The 19,223-nt window shown below is 37.9% G+C and carries 19 protein-coding genes; 14 read left to right on the top strand and 5 right to left on the bottom strand.

Annotation, left to right across the window (positions count from 1 at the left end):
* Positions 1-93: 93 nt before the first annotated feature.
* Positions 94-612 carry an FKBP-type peptidyl-prolyl cis-trans isomerase gene (locus tag EL17_RS05470; RefSeq protein ID WP_035071212.1) on the bottom strand — a complete coding sequence of 173 codons (519 nt, stop codon included), beginning with the start codon at positions 610-612 and terminating at the stop codon, positions 94-96.
* 171 nt (positions 613-783) lie between these two features.
* On the opposite strand from EL17_RS05470, the gene EL17_RS05465 reads away from it, so the two are divergent.
* The gene (locus EL17_RS05465; RefSeq protein ID WP_035071209.1) at positions 784-978 is read left to right on the top strand and encodes a hypothetical protein; all 195 of its coding nucleotides are present in this window, start codon (positions 784-786) and stop codon (positions 976-978) included.
* A 102-nt stretch (positions 979-1,080) separates the two neighbouring features.
* On the opposite strand, the gene leuS is transcribed toward EL17_RS05465, so the two are convergent.
* The 3 genes from leuS to EL17_RS05450 all read right to left on the bottom strand — a co-directional run bounded on the left by leuS (position 1,081) and on the right by EL17_RS05450 (position 5,687).
* On the bottom strand, positions 1,081-3,855 hold the full coding sequence (gene leuS / locus EL17_RS05460; protein WP_035071205.1) for a leucine--tRNA ligase: 2,775 nt from the start codon (positions 3,853-3,855) through the stop codon (positions 1,081-1,083).
* Between the two features lie 142 nt (positions 3,856-3,997).
* A complete protein-coding gene (locus tag EL17_RS05455) occupies positions 3,998-4,570 on the bottom strand; it encodes a TlpA family protein disulfide reductase (RefSeq protein ID WP_035071203.1) in 573 nt (190 codons plus the stop codon).
* 169 nt (positions 4,571-4,739) lie between these two features.
* Positions 4,740-5,687: a DUF6089 family protein gene (locus EL17_RS05450; RefSeq protein WP_051719820.1), complete on the bottom strand. Its 948-nt coding sequence runs from the start codon at positions 5,685-5,687 to the stop codon at positions 4,740-4,742.
* 333 nt (positions 5,688-6,020) lie between these two features.
* On the opposite strand from EL17_RS05450, the gene EL17_RS05445 reads away from it, so the two are divergent.
* The 4 genes from EL17_RS05445 to EL17_RS05430 all read left to right on the top strand — a co-directional run bounded on the left by EL17_RS05445 (position 6,021) and on the right by EL17_RS05430 (position 10,877).
* The gene (locus tag EL17_RS05445) at positions 6,021-7,565 is read left to right on the top strand and encodes a carbon-nitrogen hydrolase family protein (RefSeq protein ID WP_035071201.1); all 1,545 of its coding nucleotides are present in this window, start codon (positions 6,021-6,023) and stop codon (positions 7,563-7,565) included.
* Entirely contained in the window at positions 7,562-8,125 is a 564-nt protein-coding gene (locus tag EL17_RS05440; protein ID WP_035071199.1) for a KdsC family phosphatase, read from the top strand. Before EL17_RS05445 ends, EL17_RS05440 begins: the two co-directional genes overlap by 4 nt.
* Positions 8,126-8,166: 41 nt before the next feature.
* A complete protein-coding gene (gene kdsA / locus EL17_RS05435; protein WP_035071195.1) occupies positions 8,167-9,012 on the top strand; it encodes a 3-deoxy-8-phosphooctulonate synthase in 846 nt (281 codons plus the stop codon).
* 254 nt (positions 9,013-9,266) lie between these two features.
* Positions 9,267-10,877, top strand: a complete 1,611-nt coding sequence (locus EL17_RS05430) for a L,D-transpeptidase family protein (protein WP_051719819.1) — start codon at positions 9,267-9,269, stop codon at positions 10,875-10,877.
* Between the two features lie 215 nt (positions 10,878-11,092).
* Here EL17_RS05430 and EL17_RS05425 read toward each other — a convergent pair whose 3' ends face one another.
* Positions 11,093-11,806, bottom strand: coding sequence for a murein L,D-transpeptidase catalytic domain family protein (locus tag EL17_RS05425; protein WP_035071193.1), 714 nt, complete (start codon positions 11,804-11,806; stop codon positions 11,093-11,095).
* Positions 11,807-12,079: 273 nt separating this feature from the next.
* Between EL17_RS05425 and EL17_RS05420 the strand changes: the two genes are divergently transcribed.
* The 9 genes from EL17_RS05420 (at position 12,080) to guaA (ending at position 19,047) form a co-directional block, all read left to right on the top strand.
* Entirely contained in the window at positions 12,080-12,496 is a 417-nt protein-coding gene (locus EL17_RS05420) for a 6-pyruvoyl trahydropterin synthase family protein (RefSeq protein WP_035071189.1), read from the top strand.
* Positions 12,450-13,163 carry a GTP cyclohydrolase I FolE gene (gene folE, locus EL17_RS05415; RefSeq protein WP_035071186.1) on the top strand — a complete coding sequence of 238 codons (714 nt, stop codon included), beginning with the start codon at positions 12,450-12,452 and terminating at the stop codon, positions 13,161-13,163. Before EL17_RS05420 ends, folE begins: the two co-directional genes overlap by 47 nt.
* Before the next feature lie 113 nt (positions 13,164-13,276).
* Positions 13,277-13,963 carry an SDR family NAD(P)-dependent oxidoreductase gene (locus EL17_RS05410; RefSeq protein ID WP_035071182.1) on the top strand — a complete coding sequence of 229 codons (687 nt, stop codon included), beginning with the start codon at positions 13,277-13,279 and terminating at the stop codon, positions 13,961-13,963.
* 48 nt (positions 13,964-14,011) lie between these two features.
* Complete coding sequence (locus EL17_RS05405; protein WP_035071179.1) at positions 14,012-14,275, top strand: hypothetical protein; 264 nt, start codon at positions 14,012-14,014, stop codon at positions 14,273-14,275.
* Positions 14,276-14,291: 16 nt separating this feature from the next.
* Positions 14,292-14,735: a hypothetical protein gene (locus tag EL17_RS05400; protein ID WP_035071176.1), complete on the top strand. Its 444-nt coding sequence runs from the start codon at positions 14,292-14,294 to the stop codon at positions 14,733-14,735.
* A 219-nt stretch (positions 14,736-14,954) separates the two neighbouring features.
* Positions 14,955-15,266, top strand: coding sequence for a hypothetical protein (locus EL17_RS05395; protein WP_164674963.1), 312 nt, complete (start codon positions 14,955-14,957; stop codon positions 15,264-15,266).
* Positions 15,267-15,464: 198 nt separating this feature from the next.
* Entirely contained in the window at positions 15,465-16,472 is a 1,008-nt protein-coding gene (locus EL17_RS05390; protein WP_035071170.1) for a ligase-associated DNA damage response exonuclease, read from the top strand.
* A gap of 107 nt (positions 16,473-16,579) precedes the next feature.
* Entirely contained in the window at positions 16,580-17,308 is a 729-nt protein-coding gene (locus EL17_RS05385) for a hypothetical protein (protein ID WP_035071168.1), read from the top strand.
* Positions 17,309-17,517: 209 nt separating this feature from the next.
* Entirely contained in the window at positions 17,518-19,047 is a 1,530-nt protein-coding gene (gene guaA / locus EL17_RS05380) for a glutamine-hydrolyzing GMP synthase (RefSeq protein WP_035071166.1), read from the top strand.
* The last annotated feature ends 176 nt before the right edge of the window (positions 19,048-19,223 follow it).

The following is a 19,223-nucleotide window of genomic DNA, read 5'->3' as shown; positions in this document are numbered from 1 at the left end:
ATTATTATACCCAAGTCCAAAAGAGTAAAAGAACAGGGTCCATAACATAAAGTAAGATATTGGAACCTGTTCTTTTACTTTTTTTTAAGTCTACTAATGGTCTTCGCCATGTTCACCATGAACATGGCCATGGGCAATTTCTACCTCCGAGGCTTCTCTTACTTCGATTACCTCACCGTCAAAATGAAGTTTGAATCCCACTAGAGGATGGTTAAAGTCCAGAAGCAAATCGCTTCCCATATCTTTTACTACCTTAGCCTGCATAGAATAACCATCTTCATCCATCAAAGGCAAGAAACTTCCTTCTTCCAACATAGTAGGGTCAAAACCTCTTTCGGAAGTAAATTGATCTTTTGGAAGAGCCATGATCATCTCATCATCTGCTTCTCCATAAGCCTCTTCTACTTCAAGCGTAAAGTTGAAAGTATCACCTACTTTTTTTTGTAATAAGAGATTTTCAAATTTTTCAGGTAATCCGCTGCTGCCGAAAAGAAAATAAAAGGGGTCATCTTTATCTCTTATTTCAGCACTAAAAGGAGCCGATTCTTCATCCGTTTTACTCACTTTCAGTTCATAAGTAATACCTACCACTTTGTTTTCTTCTATATTCATATCATCATCGTTCTATGGTAAAGTTAAGCTATTCGTTGCTAACGGTCAAATTACCTTATTAAAACCTGCCTTCATATAAAAATGTTCTAAGGTAAAATGCTCACAAAACATTTAAATTAAAATTGGGTTTTAATAAGTAAACCAATATTAACCATTTAATCACATAAAGCTATGAGTTACGATCTGGAAAGTTTCTATAAAAAAGAGGATGAGTTTACAGTAGATGATTACAGTAAAAGATCCAAAAAAACAAAAGAGGAAGCCCAAAAGGAATTTGATGCATGGGTAAGGGAAAAAAGAATCGCTCCTTCTGAAAGAACCACCGATAAAATCAATAATGAAGGTCCCTTCTTCAAATTCTTTTAAAAATAAAAAGCCCATTTGAATGGGCTTTTTTTTATGGTGCATTTATTGATAAATTATAATATGGAAGTTTCCAGAGGTTTGGTGGGCGATAATCAATGAAGTTTAAACTACTATATTGACTATTTTTCCAGGTACTACGATGACTTTTTTAGGAGATTTTCCTTCCAGCCATTTCTGAACTATTTCATTATCCATAGCAGATTTTTCGATTTCTTCTTTACTAAGGTTGAGTGGCAATGAAAGTTTAAGTCTCATTTTACCGTTTATAGAAACCGGATATTCATGGATATTTTCTACCAGATATTTTTCATTAAATTGCGGATAGGCTGCTTCTACGATAGAAGTTTGTCGTCCAAGGAGTGACCATAGTTCTTCAGCAATATGTGGGGCATAAGGAGAGACCACAATGGCTAGGGGTTCTAATATCGATCTTTTATTACAGTTTAATGCAGAAAGTTCATTGACGCAAATCATAAACGCTGAGACAGAAGTGTTGAAAGAATGGTTATTCATATCATCTTCTGCTTTTTTGATGATTTTGTGAAGGGATTTTAGCTCTTCTGGTACCGCTGCAGCATCAGATACTGAGAAGTGGCCATTCTTATCATGATAAAGTCTCCATAGTTTCCGGAGAAACTTATATACACCGTCGATTCCATTGGTATTCCAGGGCTTAAATTGCTCCAAAGGTCCAAGGAACATTTCATAAAGCCTTAGTGTATCCGCTCCATATCTGGTGATGATATCATCCGGGTTAACCACGTTATATTTGGATTTTGACATTTTTTCCACTTCCGCACCACAAATGTATTTCCCGTCTTCGAGGATAAACTCAGCCCCTTTCAGATCAGGTCTCCAGTTCACAAATTTCTCCAGGTTTAATTGGTCGTTATAGACGATGTTCACATCCACATGCATCTCAGATACATCATAGCTTTCCTTCAGTCCATGGCTTACAAATGTATTGCTGCCCTTCACCCTGTACACAAAATTGGATCTTCCCTGTATCATACCCTGATTGATCATTTTTTGGAAGGGCTCTTCTATACCGACCGCTCCGATATCATATAGGAATTTGGTCCAAAACCTCGAATATAAAAGGTGGCCGGTCGCATGTTCAGCTCCACCGATATACAGATCCACCGCACCCCAGTAATCTGTTTTTTCTCTATCAGCGAAAGATATTTCATTTTGCGGATCCGTATACCGGAAGAAATACCAGCTTGACCCTGCCCATCCGGGCATGGTGCTCATCTCCAGAGGGAACTCACCCTCCGACGTTTTGTAGGTCCAGTTTGTAGCTCGCCCCAAGGGCGGCTCACCATCTTCTGTAGGAAGGTATTTATCTACTTCTGGCAAGACCAGTGGCAGGTCTTTTTCCTCGATCAGGTATGGCATGCCTTCTTTAAAATATACGGGTAAAGGTTCTCCCCAATATCGCTGACGGGTAAAGATGGCATCCCGCATTCTGTACTGTATTTTACCTTTTCCTATGTTCTTTTCTTCCAAAAATGCGATGGCCTTGTCCATCGCTGCTCTCATTTCCAGTCCGTTGAGGATGTCTGAGTTCATGATTATACCACCTTTCCCCGGAAAAGAACCTTCTTCCAAGCTTCCCTCTATAACCTGGCGGATCTCCAGTCCAAAATGTCTGGCAAAATTATAATCCCTTTCGTCATGGGCAGGTACGGCCATTACTGCTCCTGTACCATAGCCTGCAAGTACATAATCAGCTACCCATATCTGAATTTCTTCACCGTTAAATGGATTGATGGCGTAAGAACCAGTAAAAGCACCAGAGATGGTTTTTACATCTGTCATCCGGTCCCGTTCGGAGCGGTTTTTGGCCACTTCCACATAGGCTTCTACTGTTTCTCTTTGGTCTTCGGTGATAAGGTCGGCTACCATTTCGCTTTCCGGTGCCAGTGCCAGATAAGTTACGCCATATATGGTGTCCACCCGTGTAGTGAACACTTTTATTTTGATATCATGATTTTTCACCTGAAAAGTGACATCCGCGCCGATTGATTTTCCGATCCAGTTGCGCTGCATTTCCTTGATAGGCTCTGCCCAATCTACCTTTTCCAGATCCTGAAGCAATCTTTCTGCATAAGCGGTGATCCGCATGCTCCACTGCATCATTTTTTTCCTTTCTACGGGATGTCCGCCCCTTTCAGAGAAGCCGTCTTTTACTTCATCATTAGATAGTACCGTTCCCAAGGCCGGACACCAGTTCACGGTAGTTTCGGCAAGGTAGGTCATTCTATATTTTAGGAGAATCTCCTGTTGTCGCTTCTCGGTATAATTTTTCCATTCGTTGCCGGTGAAGTGATGGATATCCTCATCACATACAGCGTCGACATTTAAGTTTCCTTCCTCTTCGAAAATCCTGATCAGAGAATCTATACTAATAGCCTTTTGCTGTTTGTTATCATAGTAACTGTTGAAGATCTGCATAAAGATCCACTGGGTCCATTTATAGTAGCTGGGGTCTGATGTCCGGACTTCCTTGGACCAGTCAAAGGCAAAGCCGATGTTTTTCAGCTGTTCGGTGTACCTGGCTATATTTTCACCTGTAGTGATCGCGGGATGCTGACCCGTCTGGATGGCATACTGCTCGGCTGGTAAGCCAAAGGAATCATAGCCCATGGGATGAAGGACATTGAAACCCTTTAACCGCTTAAATCTGGTGACGATGTCTGATGCGATATATCCCAGCGGATGTCCCACATGCAGCCCCGCACCTGAAGGGTAGGGGAACATGTCCAAAGAATAAAATTTAGGTTTTGACCGATCTACCCGGGCTTTAAAAGTTTGGTTTTGTTCCCAGTAAGCCTGCCATTTGTTCTCTACTTCTTGAAAATTATACTCAGCCATGTATCAGCGAATTTTTTTACGGTTTTGGTAATTGTTTGCAAAATTAACCAAACCTATCAGGTTTCAGAAACTTGAGTGGGTTTTTATTCAAAAGGTTTTTATACATTTTAATTATATAACAATGTGCCTGAAGTCTAATTGGTTACAGATTTAATAAAAATTCCGTAAATTCTTTCGTGTTAAAATTACTCATTCCTTCTTGGTAAAAAACCACTTTTCCTTTCGGACTGATTACAAGTGTAGTAGGGATAGACTGACTTTGTAGAGATCTGTTAAGTCCCTTATTGGCATGTAGTACAGAAAATGAAAAACCTTTTTCCGCTACATATTTTATGCTTTTATTAAAATCATTATCCAAAGCTATCATCAGGAATTCGATAGTTTTTTCATCCTGGACTTTCTTATATAGATCGGATATGTGCGGCATCTCAGCCCGACAGGGAGGGCACCATGTGGCCCATAAATTAATGAATAGTGTTTTTCCTTTAAAGGATTCAAGCGCTACAAGCTCCCCGTTCTCGTCTAAAAAGTCTCCTGTATAATCAAATGCCCTGTCCTCTTTGTTTTCTAGTACTACATTAGGTTTGAGCAGGCCTGTGGAAAGCACCAGTGATTGAATACCGCCCATTAGGGGAGTGATCCATCCGGTGAAATATAGCAAAGCAAATATGCCTATTACCAAGCCAAAATTTTTTATTTCTTTTTTCCAATTCATATGCTTTCTTTCATTTAGCGGCCAATTTACGATAAAGAACCCAAAAGCCGGGTGATATAGTTTACATGGGGTGAAAAGACGATAAATTGGTGGATTTGATATGAAAAAATCTTTTACTGATGGTGTGATTAGCTAATCCAAAGATGGAATCCACATATTATAGATAAATTTACCGCGTAGATCTGTTTATTATTATAAGCTTCTCCTTTAAGAGATGGACAAAATAAATTTCCAATCCCACATTAAAAGTCATGAACCCATCTTTCCTGACATCCAAGCCACTACCACGACGGATTAGTCCATTGCTTTCGATAATGGCATCTAGGTTTGGCTCACCATTATCAAGTAAATAATCAGTGTTCCTAACTGCCATGCGTAAGCGGTTTGGATTCGAATAAAATGTAGTGGTGCCGTTTACAACTATATTATATCCCTGATAATCGTGAATGAGCGCTTCATAAAATCCACTTATATCAAATGCACTTACATCATCTAGATAGTCAGTATTAGTAAAGCGGTAATTAATTTCCAATAGTATGTCCAGATGAGTATTAAACTTATACTTGATGCCTGCTCCCATAGGCCATGTAAATATGTACCCGGCATAGGATTGGTTTTCAGTCCGGAGGGGTCTTAAAGGTATCCTATTACCATTGTAATTTGCGTAGGGATTATTACTGCTAAGACCTATACCCATAAATATGTAGGGGTTCCAAAAACTCCTTCCGTGATTGATCACCTTTACAGGTTTCCAATAATATTCTATTGAAAATGCTCCTTCATAATTTCCTGCCTCAAAATTTAAGTTCCGGGGAATTCTCCCGCTTTTAGGATCCGCCAACTGATCATTACCTGAAATGCGATAATAGGTGGCATCTAATCTTGCTTTCAAATGGGTGCCAAATGTGTATCTAGTAGTAAAGGCAAAATTAATATCAGGCTGGATCCCTTCTTTATACCTCCATAGGTCATATAATTCCCCAAAATATTGCGTAGGGCCTGTACTAAAGGCAATAGACCAAGGTGCTTCAAATCGATACCGGTAAAAATTTTGAGACTTTGCTTTTGAACAAAACAAAGCCATCATTATGATCATTAATGGTACAAATAATTTCATAAAAATGGTAACGTGAAAAAATGATTATCTAATTATTTTTTATGTGTATGAATGGATATTTAATTTAATAGATATCATATCAATTAGCAATTGAGGTGAAGGGATGTAGTGATAATAAATACTTAATTTGGTAGGTCTACTGTATTGGTATAAAAAATAGGCTTTTGTGGTAGAGATATATTTATGAAGGCTAGTTTATATGTATATAAATTAAGATGATTTTTTTTTATTTAGCGGCAAGATAATTGATTGAAACAATATAAAATTCTGTTTTTATGGATAAGAAATTTTTTAAGATTTATATCCTGTTGATAAATTTAATTAATTTTGAGCATGAGTAAACAAAAAGAGGAATTAGAGCATAGACTCAAACTACGTAATATAAAGCTCTCCGATTATAATGATATCCGCGATATCATGACTTCCATATATAAGGAACCAGGGGGTGCCTGGACCAAAGAAGAACTTAAAAATCAGATTAAAGTATTTCCCGAGGGACAGATCTGTATAGAAGACAATGGGAAAGTAGTAGCTGCTGCACTTAGTCTGGTAGTAGACTATAGTAAATTCGGAGATAACCATACCTATGATCAGATTACTGGCTTTGGAAAGTTTGATACGCATGATGAAAACGGGGATACTTTATATGGTACAGATGTATTTGTATCTAAAGATTATAGAGGTATGCGCCTGGGCAGGAGGCTGTATGATGCGCGAAAGGAACTTTGTGAAAACCTGAACCTTCGATCCATTATAGCCGGAGGAAGAATCCCAGGATACAGTAAGTATGCTGATCAGATGACCCCTCGTAAATATATTGATCTGGTAAAAAATAAGGAAGTATTTGACCCGGTTCTTTCCTTCCAGCTTGCAAATGAGTTTCACGTAAGAAAGGTGATTACTAAATATTTGCCGGAAGACACTGATAGTAGGGCCTATGCCACGCTATTGGAATGGATCAACATCTATTATGAAAAAGAAGAGAAACTTATCGGCAATAAAAAATCAATTGTCCGTCTAGGCTTGGTCCAGTGGAAGATGAGGAGATTTAATAATGTTGATGACCTGATGCAACAGGTAGAGTTTTTTGTGGATACCGTTTCAGGCTATAAATCAGATTTCTGTTTGCTTCCTGAGTTTTTCAATGCCCCTCTTTTGGCGGAGTTTAATGATATGGATGCTTCTGAGGCTATCCGTAATCTGGCTGATTATACCCAAGAGATCGTGACCCGGATGAGAGATCTGGCTCTTTCCTATAACGTAAATATTATAGCTGGAAGTATGCCTGAATATGATGGTAAAAAACTTAGGAATGTCAGCTACCTATGTAGAAGGGACGGTACTATAGATAAACAGTATAAACTACATATCACACCTGATGAGCAGGCATACTGGGGACTACAGGGTGGCAATGGCATTAAGGTTTTTGATACTGATGCTGGCCGAATTGGAATATTGATATGCTATGATGTGGAATTTCCGGAATTGGGTAGAATTTTAGCTGAGCAAGAGATGGATATTTTGTTTGTCCCTTTTTGGACTGACACCAAAAATGCCTATCTCCGTGTAAGTACATGTGCCAAAGCAAGAGCGGTGGAAAATGAATGTTATGTAGCTATCACAGGTTCTGTGGGAAATCTTCCCCGAGTAGAAAATATGGACATCCAGCATTCCCAGGCTGTAATCTATTCTCCATGTGATTTTTCTTTTCCTCATGATGCAGTGGTAGCAGAAGCTTCATTAAATACAGAAACCACTATTGTAGCGGATGTTGACCTGGACCTTTTGACAAAATTGAGAAAAGCTGGCAGTGTTAGAAATTTGGCTCAAAGAAGGCTTGATCTTTATTCTATTCATTGGAAAAAGAATAAGTCATGAAAGATTACTTCCTTAATGTAAGTCAAGAGGTGTGGGATAAAGCTGCCAATATTAAATTGCTTATCACAGATGTAGATGGTGTACTCACAGATGGGGGTATTATATATGATGATAATCAACTGGAATATAAGCGTTTTCAGGTCAAGGATGGACAAATAATCAGGTACCTTCAGGAAAACGGGATAAAAGTAGGAGCCATTACCGGCAGAGATTCATTAGTAGTCAGAAACCGTTGTGAAGAACTTAGGTTTGATTTTCACCTTCATGGAGCCAAGCTTAAATATGATTTATTTTTTGATCAGATCGGAAAGATGGGGCTTTCTGTCAAAGAATGCGCTTATATCGGGGATGATATTATTGATCTCCCTATTCTTATGAATGTAGGGTTATCGGCAGCTCCTGCTGATGCTATGGTTTATGTGAGGGATAAAGTGGATTTTGTCAGTAGTTTTAATGGAGGCTTTGGGGCTTTTCGTGAAGTGGCTGATGTTATTTTACAGTCTCAGGGTAAACTGAGAGGTATAGTAGAAGATTTATCAGTCAAAAGATTTGGCAAATAGAAAAGTCTAGGGTATTCAATTTAAAATAACTAAACCAGTTTATGAATAAATATATACACAATATGAAGATCACCGATGCGGTGGTATTGGGAAGCGAGAAGCCTGTGCTGTTTGCAGGTCCATGTGCAGTGGAGAGTTTTGATATTTGCATTGAGATCGGCTCAAAGACAAAAGCACTGGCTGATAAATATGGCTTTTCCTATGTGTTTAAGGCTTCATTTGATAAGGCCAATAGGACCAGTTCTTCCTCCTTCCGATCCATCGGTATGGATAAATCTTTAGAAGTGCTCCAAAGGGTAGGTAAAGAATTGGGAGTGCCTTTGGTGACAGACATACATGAAAGTTATCAGGCAAAAGAAGTGGCAGAGGTAGTCGATGTATTGCAGATACCAGCATTTTTATGCAGGCAGACGGATTTACTTTTGGCCGCAGGCGAAACAGGAAAAGCAGTCAAAATCAAAAGAGGCCAATTTATGGCTCCTGAAGACATGCAGTATGCGGTTACTAAAGTCCGTTCTACAGGCAATAATAATATTTGCCTAACTGAAAGAGGGTTTACGTTGGGTTATCATAATCTTGTAGTCGATATGCGATCGTTACCTGTCATGAGACAATTTGCACCCGTGGTATTTGATATCACGCATAGCGTACAGCAGCCAGGGGGACAAGGTGGAAGTAGTGGAGGAGAAAGACATTTTGCACCATTTTTGGCAAGGGCCGCTGCTGCTGCAGGAGTAGACGGATTTTTTATAGAAACACATCCCGAACCATCAAAAGCGCTTAGTGATGGACCTAACCTGATCCCTTTGGGTAAAATGGAAGGCTTTCTAGAGATGCTTAAGGATTCCTGGGAATTAGGGAATAAGTATCAGCATTTAGATGTATAATTATTTTCATCCAAATGATCCAAAACACCTTTTTGATATAATTTTAAAGGTGTTTTGGCAGGATGCTCAAGAGATATACCTTGAAAAAGTAATCTTGTTATTATTGAAGGATTTTTTAATTGTATAAAATAAAATTTTTTAAAATTATTTTAAGTATTTTTTATCATCTGAAAAATACATAATTTCATGATTTATGTATAATTATATTTTTCGGCATATCCTTTGATGAAGGGTATTGTAATAACCCTAATTATATGAAATCTACAAGTTATTTATTCTTATTTATAATAGTATTGGCACTTTACTCCTGTGGTCAAAATCCTACTGCGGATGAAATAAGCGAACAGATCAGTCTTATGTCGGGGGATGCTAACAAAGATTCCCTATATAATAAGGTATATTCTCAAAATGATTTTCATCCTATATGGGTGAAAGCTCAAGGCCTAAATAGTCAGGGAGAAGACTTTTTGGAATATTTAGAAGAAGTAAAATATGATGGTCTAGATAAAAAAGATTATTTATTTGATGAAATTGAATCACTGGTAAGTGAACTGTCTGAAAGTGATGATCCAGAACTTCATGCTGTCCTTGACATGATGTTGAGTAACTCCTTTATCAAGCTATCACATGATCTGGATCTTGGAAAAGTGGATCCTACTAAGCTTGACATGGAATGGAAAATAGAATCTGAACCTGTGGGCGAAGATTATTTTCAACTGCTTTTGGATATATCAGAGAATAATGCATCGGTAAGCAATACGCTGGATAAATTGAGGCCAGATAATTTCCGGTATGATCAATTGAGGGCTTTGCTTAAAGGGGCATTGGATGAGGAAGAAAGAGAGACGATAGTATTAAGTTTTGAGGGGAAAATAGAGGAAGGTGATAGTCATGATAAAATTCCAGCTATAAGAAGGAAATTGATAAGCATAGGAGACTTGCGGTCTTATTCCCCATCAGATTCTAACCTTTATGACGAAAGCTTAGCAGAAGGCGTAAAAGTGTTTCAATCTCGGCATGGTCTCACCAATGACGGTGTGCTTGGTGCTGACTTTTTGGAAGCCATTAATTATAATCATCAAGATCTCATTACAAAATTAAAAGTCAATCTCGAGCGCTTCAGATGGTTACCAAATTTTGTAGAAGGTGAAGGAGATAAAGTAATCGTCAATATTCCTGATTTTAACTTAGAATATATTAGTGGAAACGATACCATATTTAGTTCCAGAGTGGTAGTAGGTAAAGAATATAGGCAGACCCCTGTATTTTCTTCTAAAATGTCTTATCTGGTATTTAGTCCTACCTGGACACTTCCCACCACGATTTTGTGGGAAGATGCCATTCCTGCTATCCAAAAAGACAGGAATTATTTAACTAAAAACAATATGCAGGTGGTCACTACCAGCGGTGAACCGGTAGATGCCGGGAACATTGACTGGAATAATGTAAGTCCATCTAACTTCTCTTATATGATCCGGCAGACGCCAGGGTCTCATAATTCTCTAGGCAGAGTAAAATTCATGTTTCCCAATGACTACAGTATATATATTCATGATTCACCGGCAAAATCACTATATGAAAAAGACGAGAGGGCTTTCAGTTCTGGCTGTATAAGGATAGAAAAGCCCAAAGAATTTGCTTCCCTCTTACTGGAAGACAGTGATTGGGATGAAACGGGAATCATACAAGCTATGGATATGCCGAATGAGAAGAATGTAAATCTGGATAAAAATCCCGAAGTCTGGATCCTTTATCTGACCATATGGGAAAATAAAGAAGGTCTTCAGGTAAGAGAAGATATTTACGGAGGAGATAAAAAATTGGCCCAAGCCTTATCTTTACCTGTATCTGAATATTTTTTGTAAATAAAATAAAGCCCAGAATAATTATTTTCCATCATCTATAGGTTTGTAGATGATGGTTTTTTTTGTTTTTGGTAAGCATAATCTTAATTTAACTGGGCTTTAAGTTGATAGATAGGGAAAAATTTTGACTAAAGGCGTCATATCAAAATAAAAATACCACCATAACTGTAAAGGAACGGTGGTTTGTTTTTTTTCAGCCAGGAAAAAGGAATGGTTTAAGCCTTATTTATAAACTGGCTTTTAGACAAATAATCATCATCTTTTCCAAATATGAAAAGACAAGTTTTTTCTTTGATGATATCAATGATTTCCTTAGAAGTGTCTACTGGTAGGGCAGGGCAGCCCAGGCTTCTTCCAAGTCTACCAGTATTAGTTATAAAATTTTCATTTGCATATTCAGCTCCGTGTATCACTATAGCTCTTGACCGGGCCATATCATTAAACCCTCTTTCTACACCATCTAATCTGAGGCTATAGCCATGTTTACCAAAATAGGTTTCACCTGTAATGTAAAAACCCAGGCTGCTCATATAGCTTGAATCTATATTGGAAAATTTTTCTGCCATCAGATTCCCTGAATTCCGCCCATGAGAAACGACACTGTGGTGAAGCACTATACCATTTTCCACATCTATAATCCAAAGTCTCTTATCTGTGCTTGGTAAGCTAAAGTCTACTATGGTTAAAGGTTTACCTTTATCCAATAATTTTTTATTGACCAGTTTATGATAACCATTTACAGCCATTTCCAATAAATTTTCGTTTGGCAAAACAAATGATTCATTTAATGGGTTCGTGCTAACAAGCTGTATCAGCTCTTCCTCGGAAGACATATTGATATCTAAATCTTTTTCAATAGAATCATAAGAATTGGATGAAAATACAGGAGTAGCAAGAAGTAGGGTAATAAGTGTCAGGGCTTTTATCATACTCAATTGGTTTTGTGAATGAGATCAGTTCTGTAGTTAAAATGACAATCTATAATGCAAGATATTGAAGATTAGCCTTTTGGCTTAAGCATTACAACTAGAGTAACTGACCAATGAACTGAATGGTTCCTAATTGTTGTTAAAATACTACGATTTGTAAACGGAGCTGGTACGGCACTTATTGTTCAGTAAGGGAAGGATTGATAATTTTTCTCTGCTAAAATAAAAAAAGTTAGCTTTGCATTTTGCAAAAGACATATTAAATGTAATTAAATGAACGTAGCCGTTTTTAGAAAAGAGCATTTCAATGCAGCTCACAGACTACATAATCCGTCATGGTCGGCTGAAAAAAATCAGGAGGTATTTGGCAAGTGTAATAATCCAAGTTTTCATGGGCACAACTATGAATTGGTGGTGAAATTAATAGGGCCGATCGACCCCAATACAGGATATGTATTTGATATGAAGATGCTCAGTGATCTTATCAAAGAAAATATTTTGAACAAATTTGATCATAAAAACTTAAACTTGGACACTGAAGAGTTTAGTGAATTAAACCCTACTGCAGAAAACATAGCAATAGTCATCTGGAACATTCTAAGGGGTAAAATAGATAATAAATTAGCGTTAATAGTACGATTATATGAAACGGAAAGAAACTTTGTTGAATACGACGGGAATGGATCTTGATCGTGATTTTGATGAAATAGGAGATGAGCATGTAGGAACTTCTCCCGAAACCCCTCTTAGAAATGATGCATTTGAGATGGATGATGAAATTAAGATGGAACTTATAGAAAAACATTTTAAGGAAATCATGCATATCTTGGGGCTAGATCTAGAGGACGACAGCCTTAAAGGTACCCCCAGGAGAGTGGCTAAGATGTATATAAAAGAAGTCTTCAGTGGCCTGGACCCGAAAAACATGCCGGTACCAAAGCTGTTTGAAAATAAATATAAGTACAACCAAATGCTGGTGGAGAAGGACATTACCTTTTACTCCCATTGTGAGCACCACTTTGTACCTATAGTAGGAAAAGCTCATGTAGCATATATCTCTAATGGCCATGTTATCGGGCTTTCTAAAATTAACCGTATGGTCCAGTATTTTGCCAAAAGACCACAGGTTCAAGAGAGGCTTACCATGCAGATAGGTAATGCTTTCAAGGAAATATTAGGTACAGATGATGTAGCAGTGATAGTAGATGCCCATCATATGTGCGTCTCTTCTCGTGGCATCCAGGATGTAAATAGCAGCACAGTTACCTCATATTATGGTGGCAAATTTGAAAAAGATGAGCAGACCCGAAATGAGTTGATGCGGTACATTGCCATGGACCATAAGGTAGGTCTCTGATCATTATTTTAAATACTGATAAAAGCCGGTGCATCTGTCACCGGTTTTTTTATGCTTTACTGTTAAACAATTTATGTTTTTTATGATTCTATGCATGAAAATAAAAAACTATAATGAAAGGTAAGAATATAGTAATCGTAGGTGGCAACAGTGGCATAGGTCAGGAAATAGTAAAAAAGCTGACGGATAAGGAGGCAGAATTGTTTTTATATTCTCGATCCGGCTCGGAGGGCAGTAAATTGGATGTAATACATGAATTTAACTCTATAGAGGGACTTCCCGAGGAAATCCATGGATTAGTATACTGTCCAGGGACTATAAATTTAAAACCCTTTCACCGCCTTACCACTGCAGATTTTATGAATGATTTAGAAATCAACCTATTAGGAGCTGTAAAAGTGCTCCAGGCGAGTTATAAGAGTTTAAAAAGGTCAAAAAATGCATCAGTTGTATTATTTAGTACGGTAGCTGTACAGACAGGGATGGGATTTCATAGTTCGATTGCCAGCGCTAAAGGTGCTTTGGAGGGCTTGGGAAGGTCACTTGCCGCAGAGTGGGCCGCTTCTAATATAAGGGTGAATCTCATAGCACCATCTCTGACAGATACACCACTTGCACAACAACTTTTAGAGAATGAAGATAAGCAAGAGGCTTCTAAGAAAAGACATCCTTTAGGCCGATACGGAAAACCTGAAGATATTGCTTCTGCTGCGGTCTATCTTTTGTCTGATGAGGCCAACTGGATGACGGGTCAGGTCCTGCATGTAGATGGAGGCCTGTCTTCAGTAAAAAACCTATAATGATTTCCGCAAAACTGAAAGAAATTTATCGCTGAAGCAGTATACATTATGAAGACTCCACCAGAATCATTTTTGATTTTTAGAGAAGAACTGATAAAGGCCAGAGTTGAAAAAGAACGTCTTCAAAAAGAGTACGAATCTAAATTGGCCGAAATGAATAGTGAATTAGGAAGATTGAAAGAACAAATTTCTTCCCAGCAGGAACTCATAAAAACGACCTTAGAATATGCCATTCGCTTAGAAGAGAACCTTGATAACTTTAAAACAGAGGTAGCCAATGCTCCTACCCTGAAGAAAAAATCATTTCATTAACGTTACCATGTAAACTATGAACCCAATTGTAAATATTATTGAAACCAATAATTTTCAGTTAGTATTTGAAGATAGAGATGCACGGGTATACACTTGTAAAGCTAAAGGAATGCTTATCTGTGAATTATTGACTGAATATATACCTATTGAGATTTTTAAAGATGTTTTTCATAAAATATCAGACATTATTAAAGGGGGTGGGTACAGTAAATTTATTTTTGATAAAAGGACCCTTAAGGCGTTTCATCAGCCCAGTATGGAATGGTATTTTCTACAATGGAAGAATGAAATGCTTGTACATGGGTTACAGAAGCATAGAAAAATTTTGCCTGCTGAAAAATGGTTTGAAAAAATGGTTATGATTGCCAAAGAACAGATTATGAAAAATAATCCTGATAATGTCATAGACAAGTTGGATATTAAGTACTGCGGTTCATTAGAGGAAGCAATAGAGGTATAATTAATCAGAATACCAGTTAAATGGTTTAAAATTATCAATTAGATTTAGATAAATAATGTCATCTTTTTATGTACAGGTAATTCGTATTGACAGCTGGGCCGTTATAGTAGGCAGGCTCATGGTGGGGTTATTTAGGTAAACTTTTTATAATTGGTATTTAAGAATGATTGCAAGTACCTGATATGTGATACAATTATTAAGGATTTCATGAGGCTGAATATGACCAGAAGTAATGTACAGCGAATCCATAGGTCAGCAGATAGAAAAGATAAAGATCACACCGATGTTTATTGCACTGCTCAACATCTAGTAAATGGAAATATCCTTATAGAAACATATGGAATGCAATTCATTTATGATGGAAATTACTTTAAAAAAATAAGCATAAGTGATACCCGACCGCTCTGGTGGCTTCACCGTATTTTCCCAATAGATAAAATATATGTTTTCTCTCCATTTAAATCAGGAGACCCTATGGAAGAGGGCCAAGAATCACAGAAGAACAACCTGGATTTTGAGCATTATAAATAAACCTTAAAAAAGTTAATATTAGATATTTTAAGGAGATCATAAATTATAGGAAGAACAAAAATCCATCAGGCTGAACAGCTGTAGGGATTTGATCTATAGTGAAGTTAAAGATGTGGAATGGAGGTCAGGTAAACCATGATTATGAAACTTTTTATTTTAAGGTGTAAAACATTGAATGACCTGTTCTGTTCTTAGGCTATGGCATTGATAGAACTTACACCTTCTGGCTTGTTTTGCCCTCAGGCCGATATTTATATTGATCCATGGAAGCCCGTGGACAAAGCGGTCATTACTCATGGGCATGCAGATCATTCCCGCTGGGGGATGAAACATTATCTGGCTCATGAGCAGTCAGAGGAAGTGATGAAGCAGCGGTTGGGGAAAGACATCAGCATAGAAACCATCGGCTATGGAGAGGAGCTGGTGATGAACGGGGTGAAAATATCCATGCATCCTGCCGGCCACATTCCCGGATCTGCCCAAATTCGGTTAGAATACAAAGGTGAAATATTGGTCGCCAGTGGTGATTATAAAACAGAAAACGATGGTTTATCTACACCATTCGAACCTGTGAAATGTCACGAGTTTATTTCTGAATGTACTTTTGGCATGCCTATATATAAATGGGAAAGCCAGGAGCAGATTTTTGACAGTATCAATCAGTGGTGGAGAGGAAATGTGGCAGAAGGGAGGAATTCCGTGCTGTTTGGCTATTCTTTAGGCAAAGCCCAACGAATTATAAACAATCTCGACCATTCTATAGGTCCGGTCTACTGTCAGGGAGCCATCTGGAACATGAATCAGGCATTAATCCAAAATGGTGTTCCCGTGATAGACATTCCAAAAGTGGATGTAGATCTTCCAAAATCCCACTATAAAAGTGCCCTTATTATAGCCCCCCCCTCAGCCATGGGGACTCCCTGGATGAAGCGATTTTCTCCATATCGTACAGGTATCTGTTCAGGCTGGATGAATATCCGTGGAGCCAGGAGGAGGAGGGCTGCAGATGCAGGATTTGTACTTTCAGACCATGCAGATTGGGACGGACTGATCAGCGCGATAAAAGCCACCGGAGCTGAGAAAGTATATCTAACGCATGGTTCTACGGCTGTCTTTGGTAAATACTTAGACGAGGAGGAAGGAATAAATGCTGTAGAATTGGAGACGCTTTTTGAAGGTGAAAGCGGGGATTTAGGTGATAGTTAGAGAACTTTACCCTATAAAAAAATACTTGATATTAATTAAATGCCATATGTATAATTGATTTATTAGTCTTGTAAATCTATAGAATCTTTGCAAGTCTCTCCTAAGATATGAAAAACGTGTTTAAGATAAGCATATTATTCATTTTTGTGTTTTTAAAAACAGGGTTATTAGTAGCCCAATCTACTGATCTATTGCCCGAATCCAGCAGAGAATTAATTACTAAAATTGAACATGAGAATTTTACGCTGATCCTCGAAAAGTTTGTAGATGACGGTATTCCCGATCTTAGCATGTCAAAAGGATTTGAATTTATTAGAATTGGTAATGATCTTACCACAATTTTAAATACCTTATGGCCAGGTCATTATTTTAGCATCAGCAATGAGATTCAAATCCAAAAATATCATCTTAGATTACACCATTTGGATCAGAAAAGAACAAATGAATTTATGGAAACTGTATTGGATGAATTTTTAAACAACAGTGGATTTCAGGTTGCACTTCATAAGGAAATACTTAGGCACTACTGTGTAGAAGTAAGTACTTATGATATGCTGGTAAAGCATCATTTTGAATCTGATAGGGGAATAATACGAAGTACTACTTACCTGCAAGACTGTTTGGTTTTTGCCGGATATACATTACATGAGGTATTAAAAGAAGTATCTAATCACTCAGGTCATTCATTTTCATTGGATTTGGATCAATTTTCCGACCAAATCTATGAATTGTCGATTGATGTAAAACACCTTGAATCCATCAAAGCATCTCTGAAAGGCTATGGCCTAAGTTACACTGAATGTGAAAGAGAGGTAGAGGTTATTTATATGGAATAAATAAATATAGTTTATTTAATACCTACTGGTGAGCTGGCTTAAATCAGATGGTATGATGTCTATTTAACTGGTTTTATAACATATCTAAGGAGCATTATGGGTTTATATATTTTGATGTGGATCTATGAGTGATGTTACATCTCCAAATATTCTTTTGAAATTTATCAGTAGTATCTTTTACGTTTATAGAAGCTTGCTTAAATTTGCGCATGGCAGAACAGATTTTGATTTTAGATTTTGGTTCTCAGTACACCCAGCTTATCGCCAGACGAGTTAGAGAACTGAATGTTTATTGTGAAATACATCCATTTAATAAAATACCTGAAATTACCCCTGAAATAAAAGGAGTGATTTTTTCAGGTAGTCCATGTTCAGTTAAAGATGAAGGATCCCCTGATCTTGATATTGATCAGTTCAGAGGTAAATTGCCACTGTTGGCAGTTTGCTACGGGGCCCAATTGATGGCACAGAAGTATGGGGGAGCTGTCACCCCCTCTGAGATCAGAGAATATGGCAGGGCTAATCTAAATTATATCGACACCCATGTCAATCTTTTCAAAGAAATAACACATGGCTCGCAGGTATGGATGTCCCATGGTGATACCATCAAAGATCTTCCAAAAGGATTTGATGTTATTGCAAGTACCCCCTCTGTAAAAGTAGCCGCCTATAAAGTTCAGGGAGAAGAAACTTATGGGATTCAGTTTCATCCCGAAGTTACCCACTCTTTGGAAGGAAAAAATCTGCTTAGAAATTTTGTGGTGCAGACCTGTGGCTGTTCTCAAGATTGGACTTCGGACGTTTTTATAGATATTAGCATAGAAGAGTTAAAAAACAAAATAGGTGACGATAAAGTAGTAATGGGGCTATCTGGAGGAGTGGACTCATCTGTAGCTGCTACCCTTATCCACCGCGCTATCGGTGATAACCTTACCTGTGTTTTTGTAGATAATGGCCTATTGCGTAAGGATGAGTTTCAAGAGGTGCTGGATTCCTATCAGCATATGGGACTGAATGTAATAGGAGTGGACGCGAAGCAAAAATTTTATGATGCCCTAGCTGGTTTATCAGATCCCGAAGAAAAAAGAAAAGCAATAGGCAGAGCCTTTATAGAGGTTTTTGATGATGAAGCACATAAATTAGAAGGAGTGAAATGGCTTGGTCAGGGTACTATTTATCCTGATGTAATAGAATCGGTCTCTGTAAATGGGCCTTCTGCTACTATAAAGTCCCACCACAATGTAGGCGGTCTTCCGGATTTTATGAAACTAAAAGTGGTAGAGCCGCTTAATACCTTATTTAAAGACGGTGTTAGAGAAGTAGGGCGTGCATTAGAAATACCCGAAAATATAGTAGGTAGACACCCATTTCCAGGACCGGGATTAGCGATCAGGATATTGGGAGATATCACTCCTGAAAAAGTAAGGACACTGCAAGAGGTAGACCATATCTTTATACAGGGATTAAAAGACCATGGATTGTATGACCAGGTATGGCAGGCTGGGGCTATTCTACTACCGATATCCTCAGTAGGAGTGATGGGAGATGAGAGGACATATGAAAAAGTAGTAGCCCTCAGGGCAGTAGCTTCAGTAGATGGGATGACTGCAGATTGGGTACATTTGCCTTATGAGTTTTTAGGTAAAATATCCAATGATATTATCAATAAGGTAAAAGGTGTAAACAGAGTAGTCTATGATATCAGCTCCAAACCACCTGCTACTATAGAATGGGAATGACATTTAGAGCCTGATTTATATAATCAGGCTTTTTTCATGAAGGTAAAAGAAATAAATTCGTTATAGATTAAGCAGGGTACAGATTTTGAATTGAAATCCTACCTACTTCTTAATCACTCAAAACACCTATCTTAACAATAATGTAAGACCCCAAACTGTATAACTAATTTGGGATA

Origin of the sequence: Anditalea andensis (assembly GCF_000714815.1) — a bacterium.
Classification (GTDB): domain Bacteria; phylum Bacteroidota; class Bacteroidia; order Cytophagales; family Cyclobacteriaceae; genus Anditalea; species Anditalea andensis.
The sequence above is the reverse complement of the archived record's forward strand: the minus strand, read 5'-3'. Positions and strand labels throughout refer to the sequence as shown.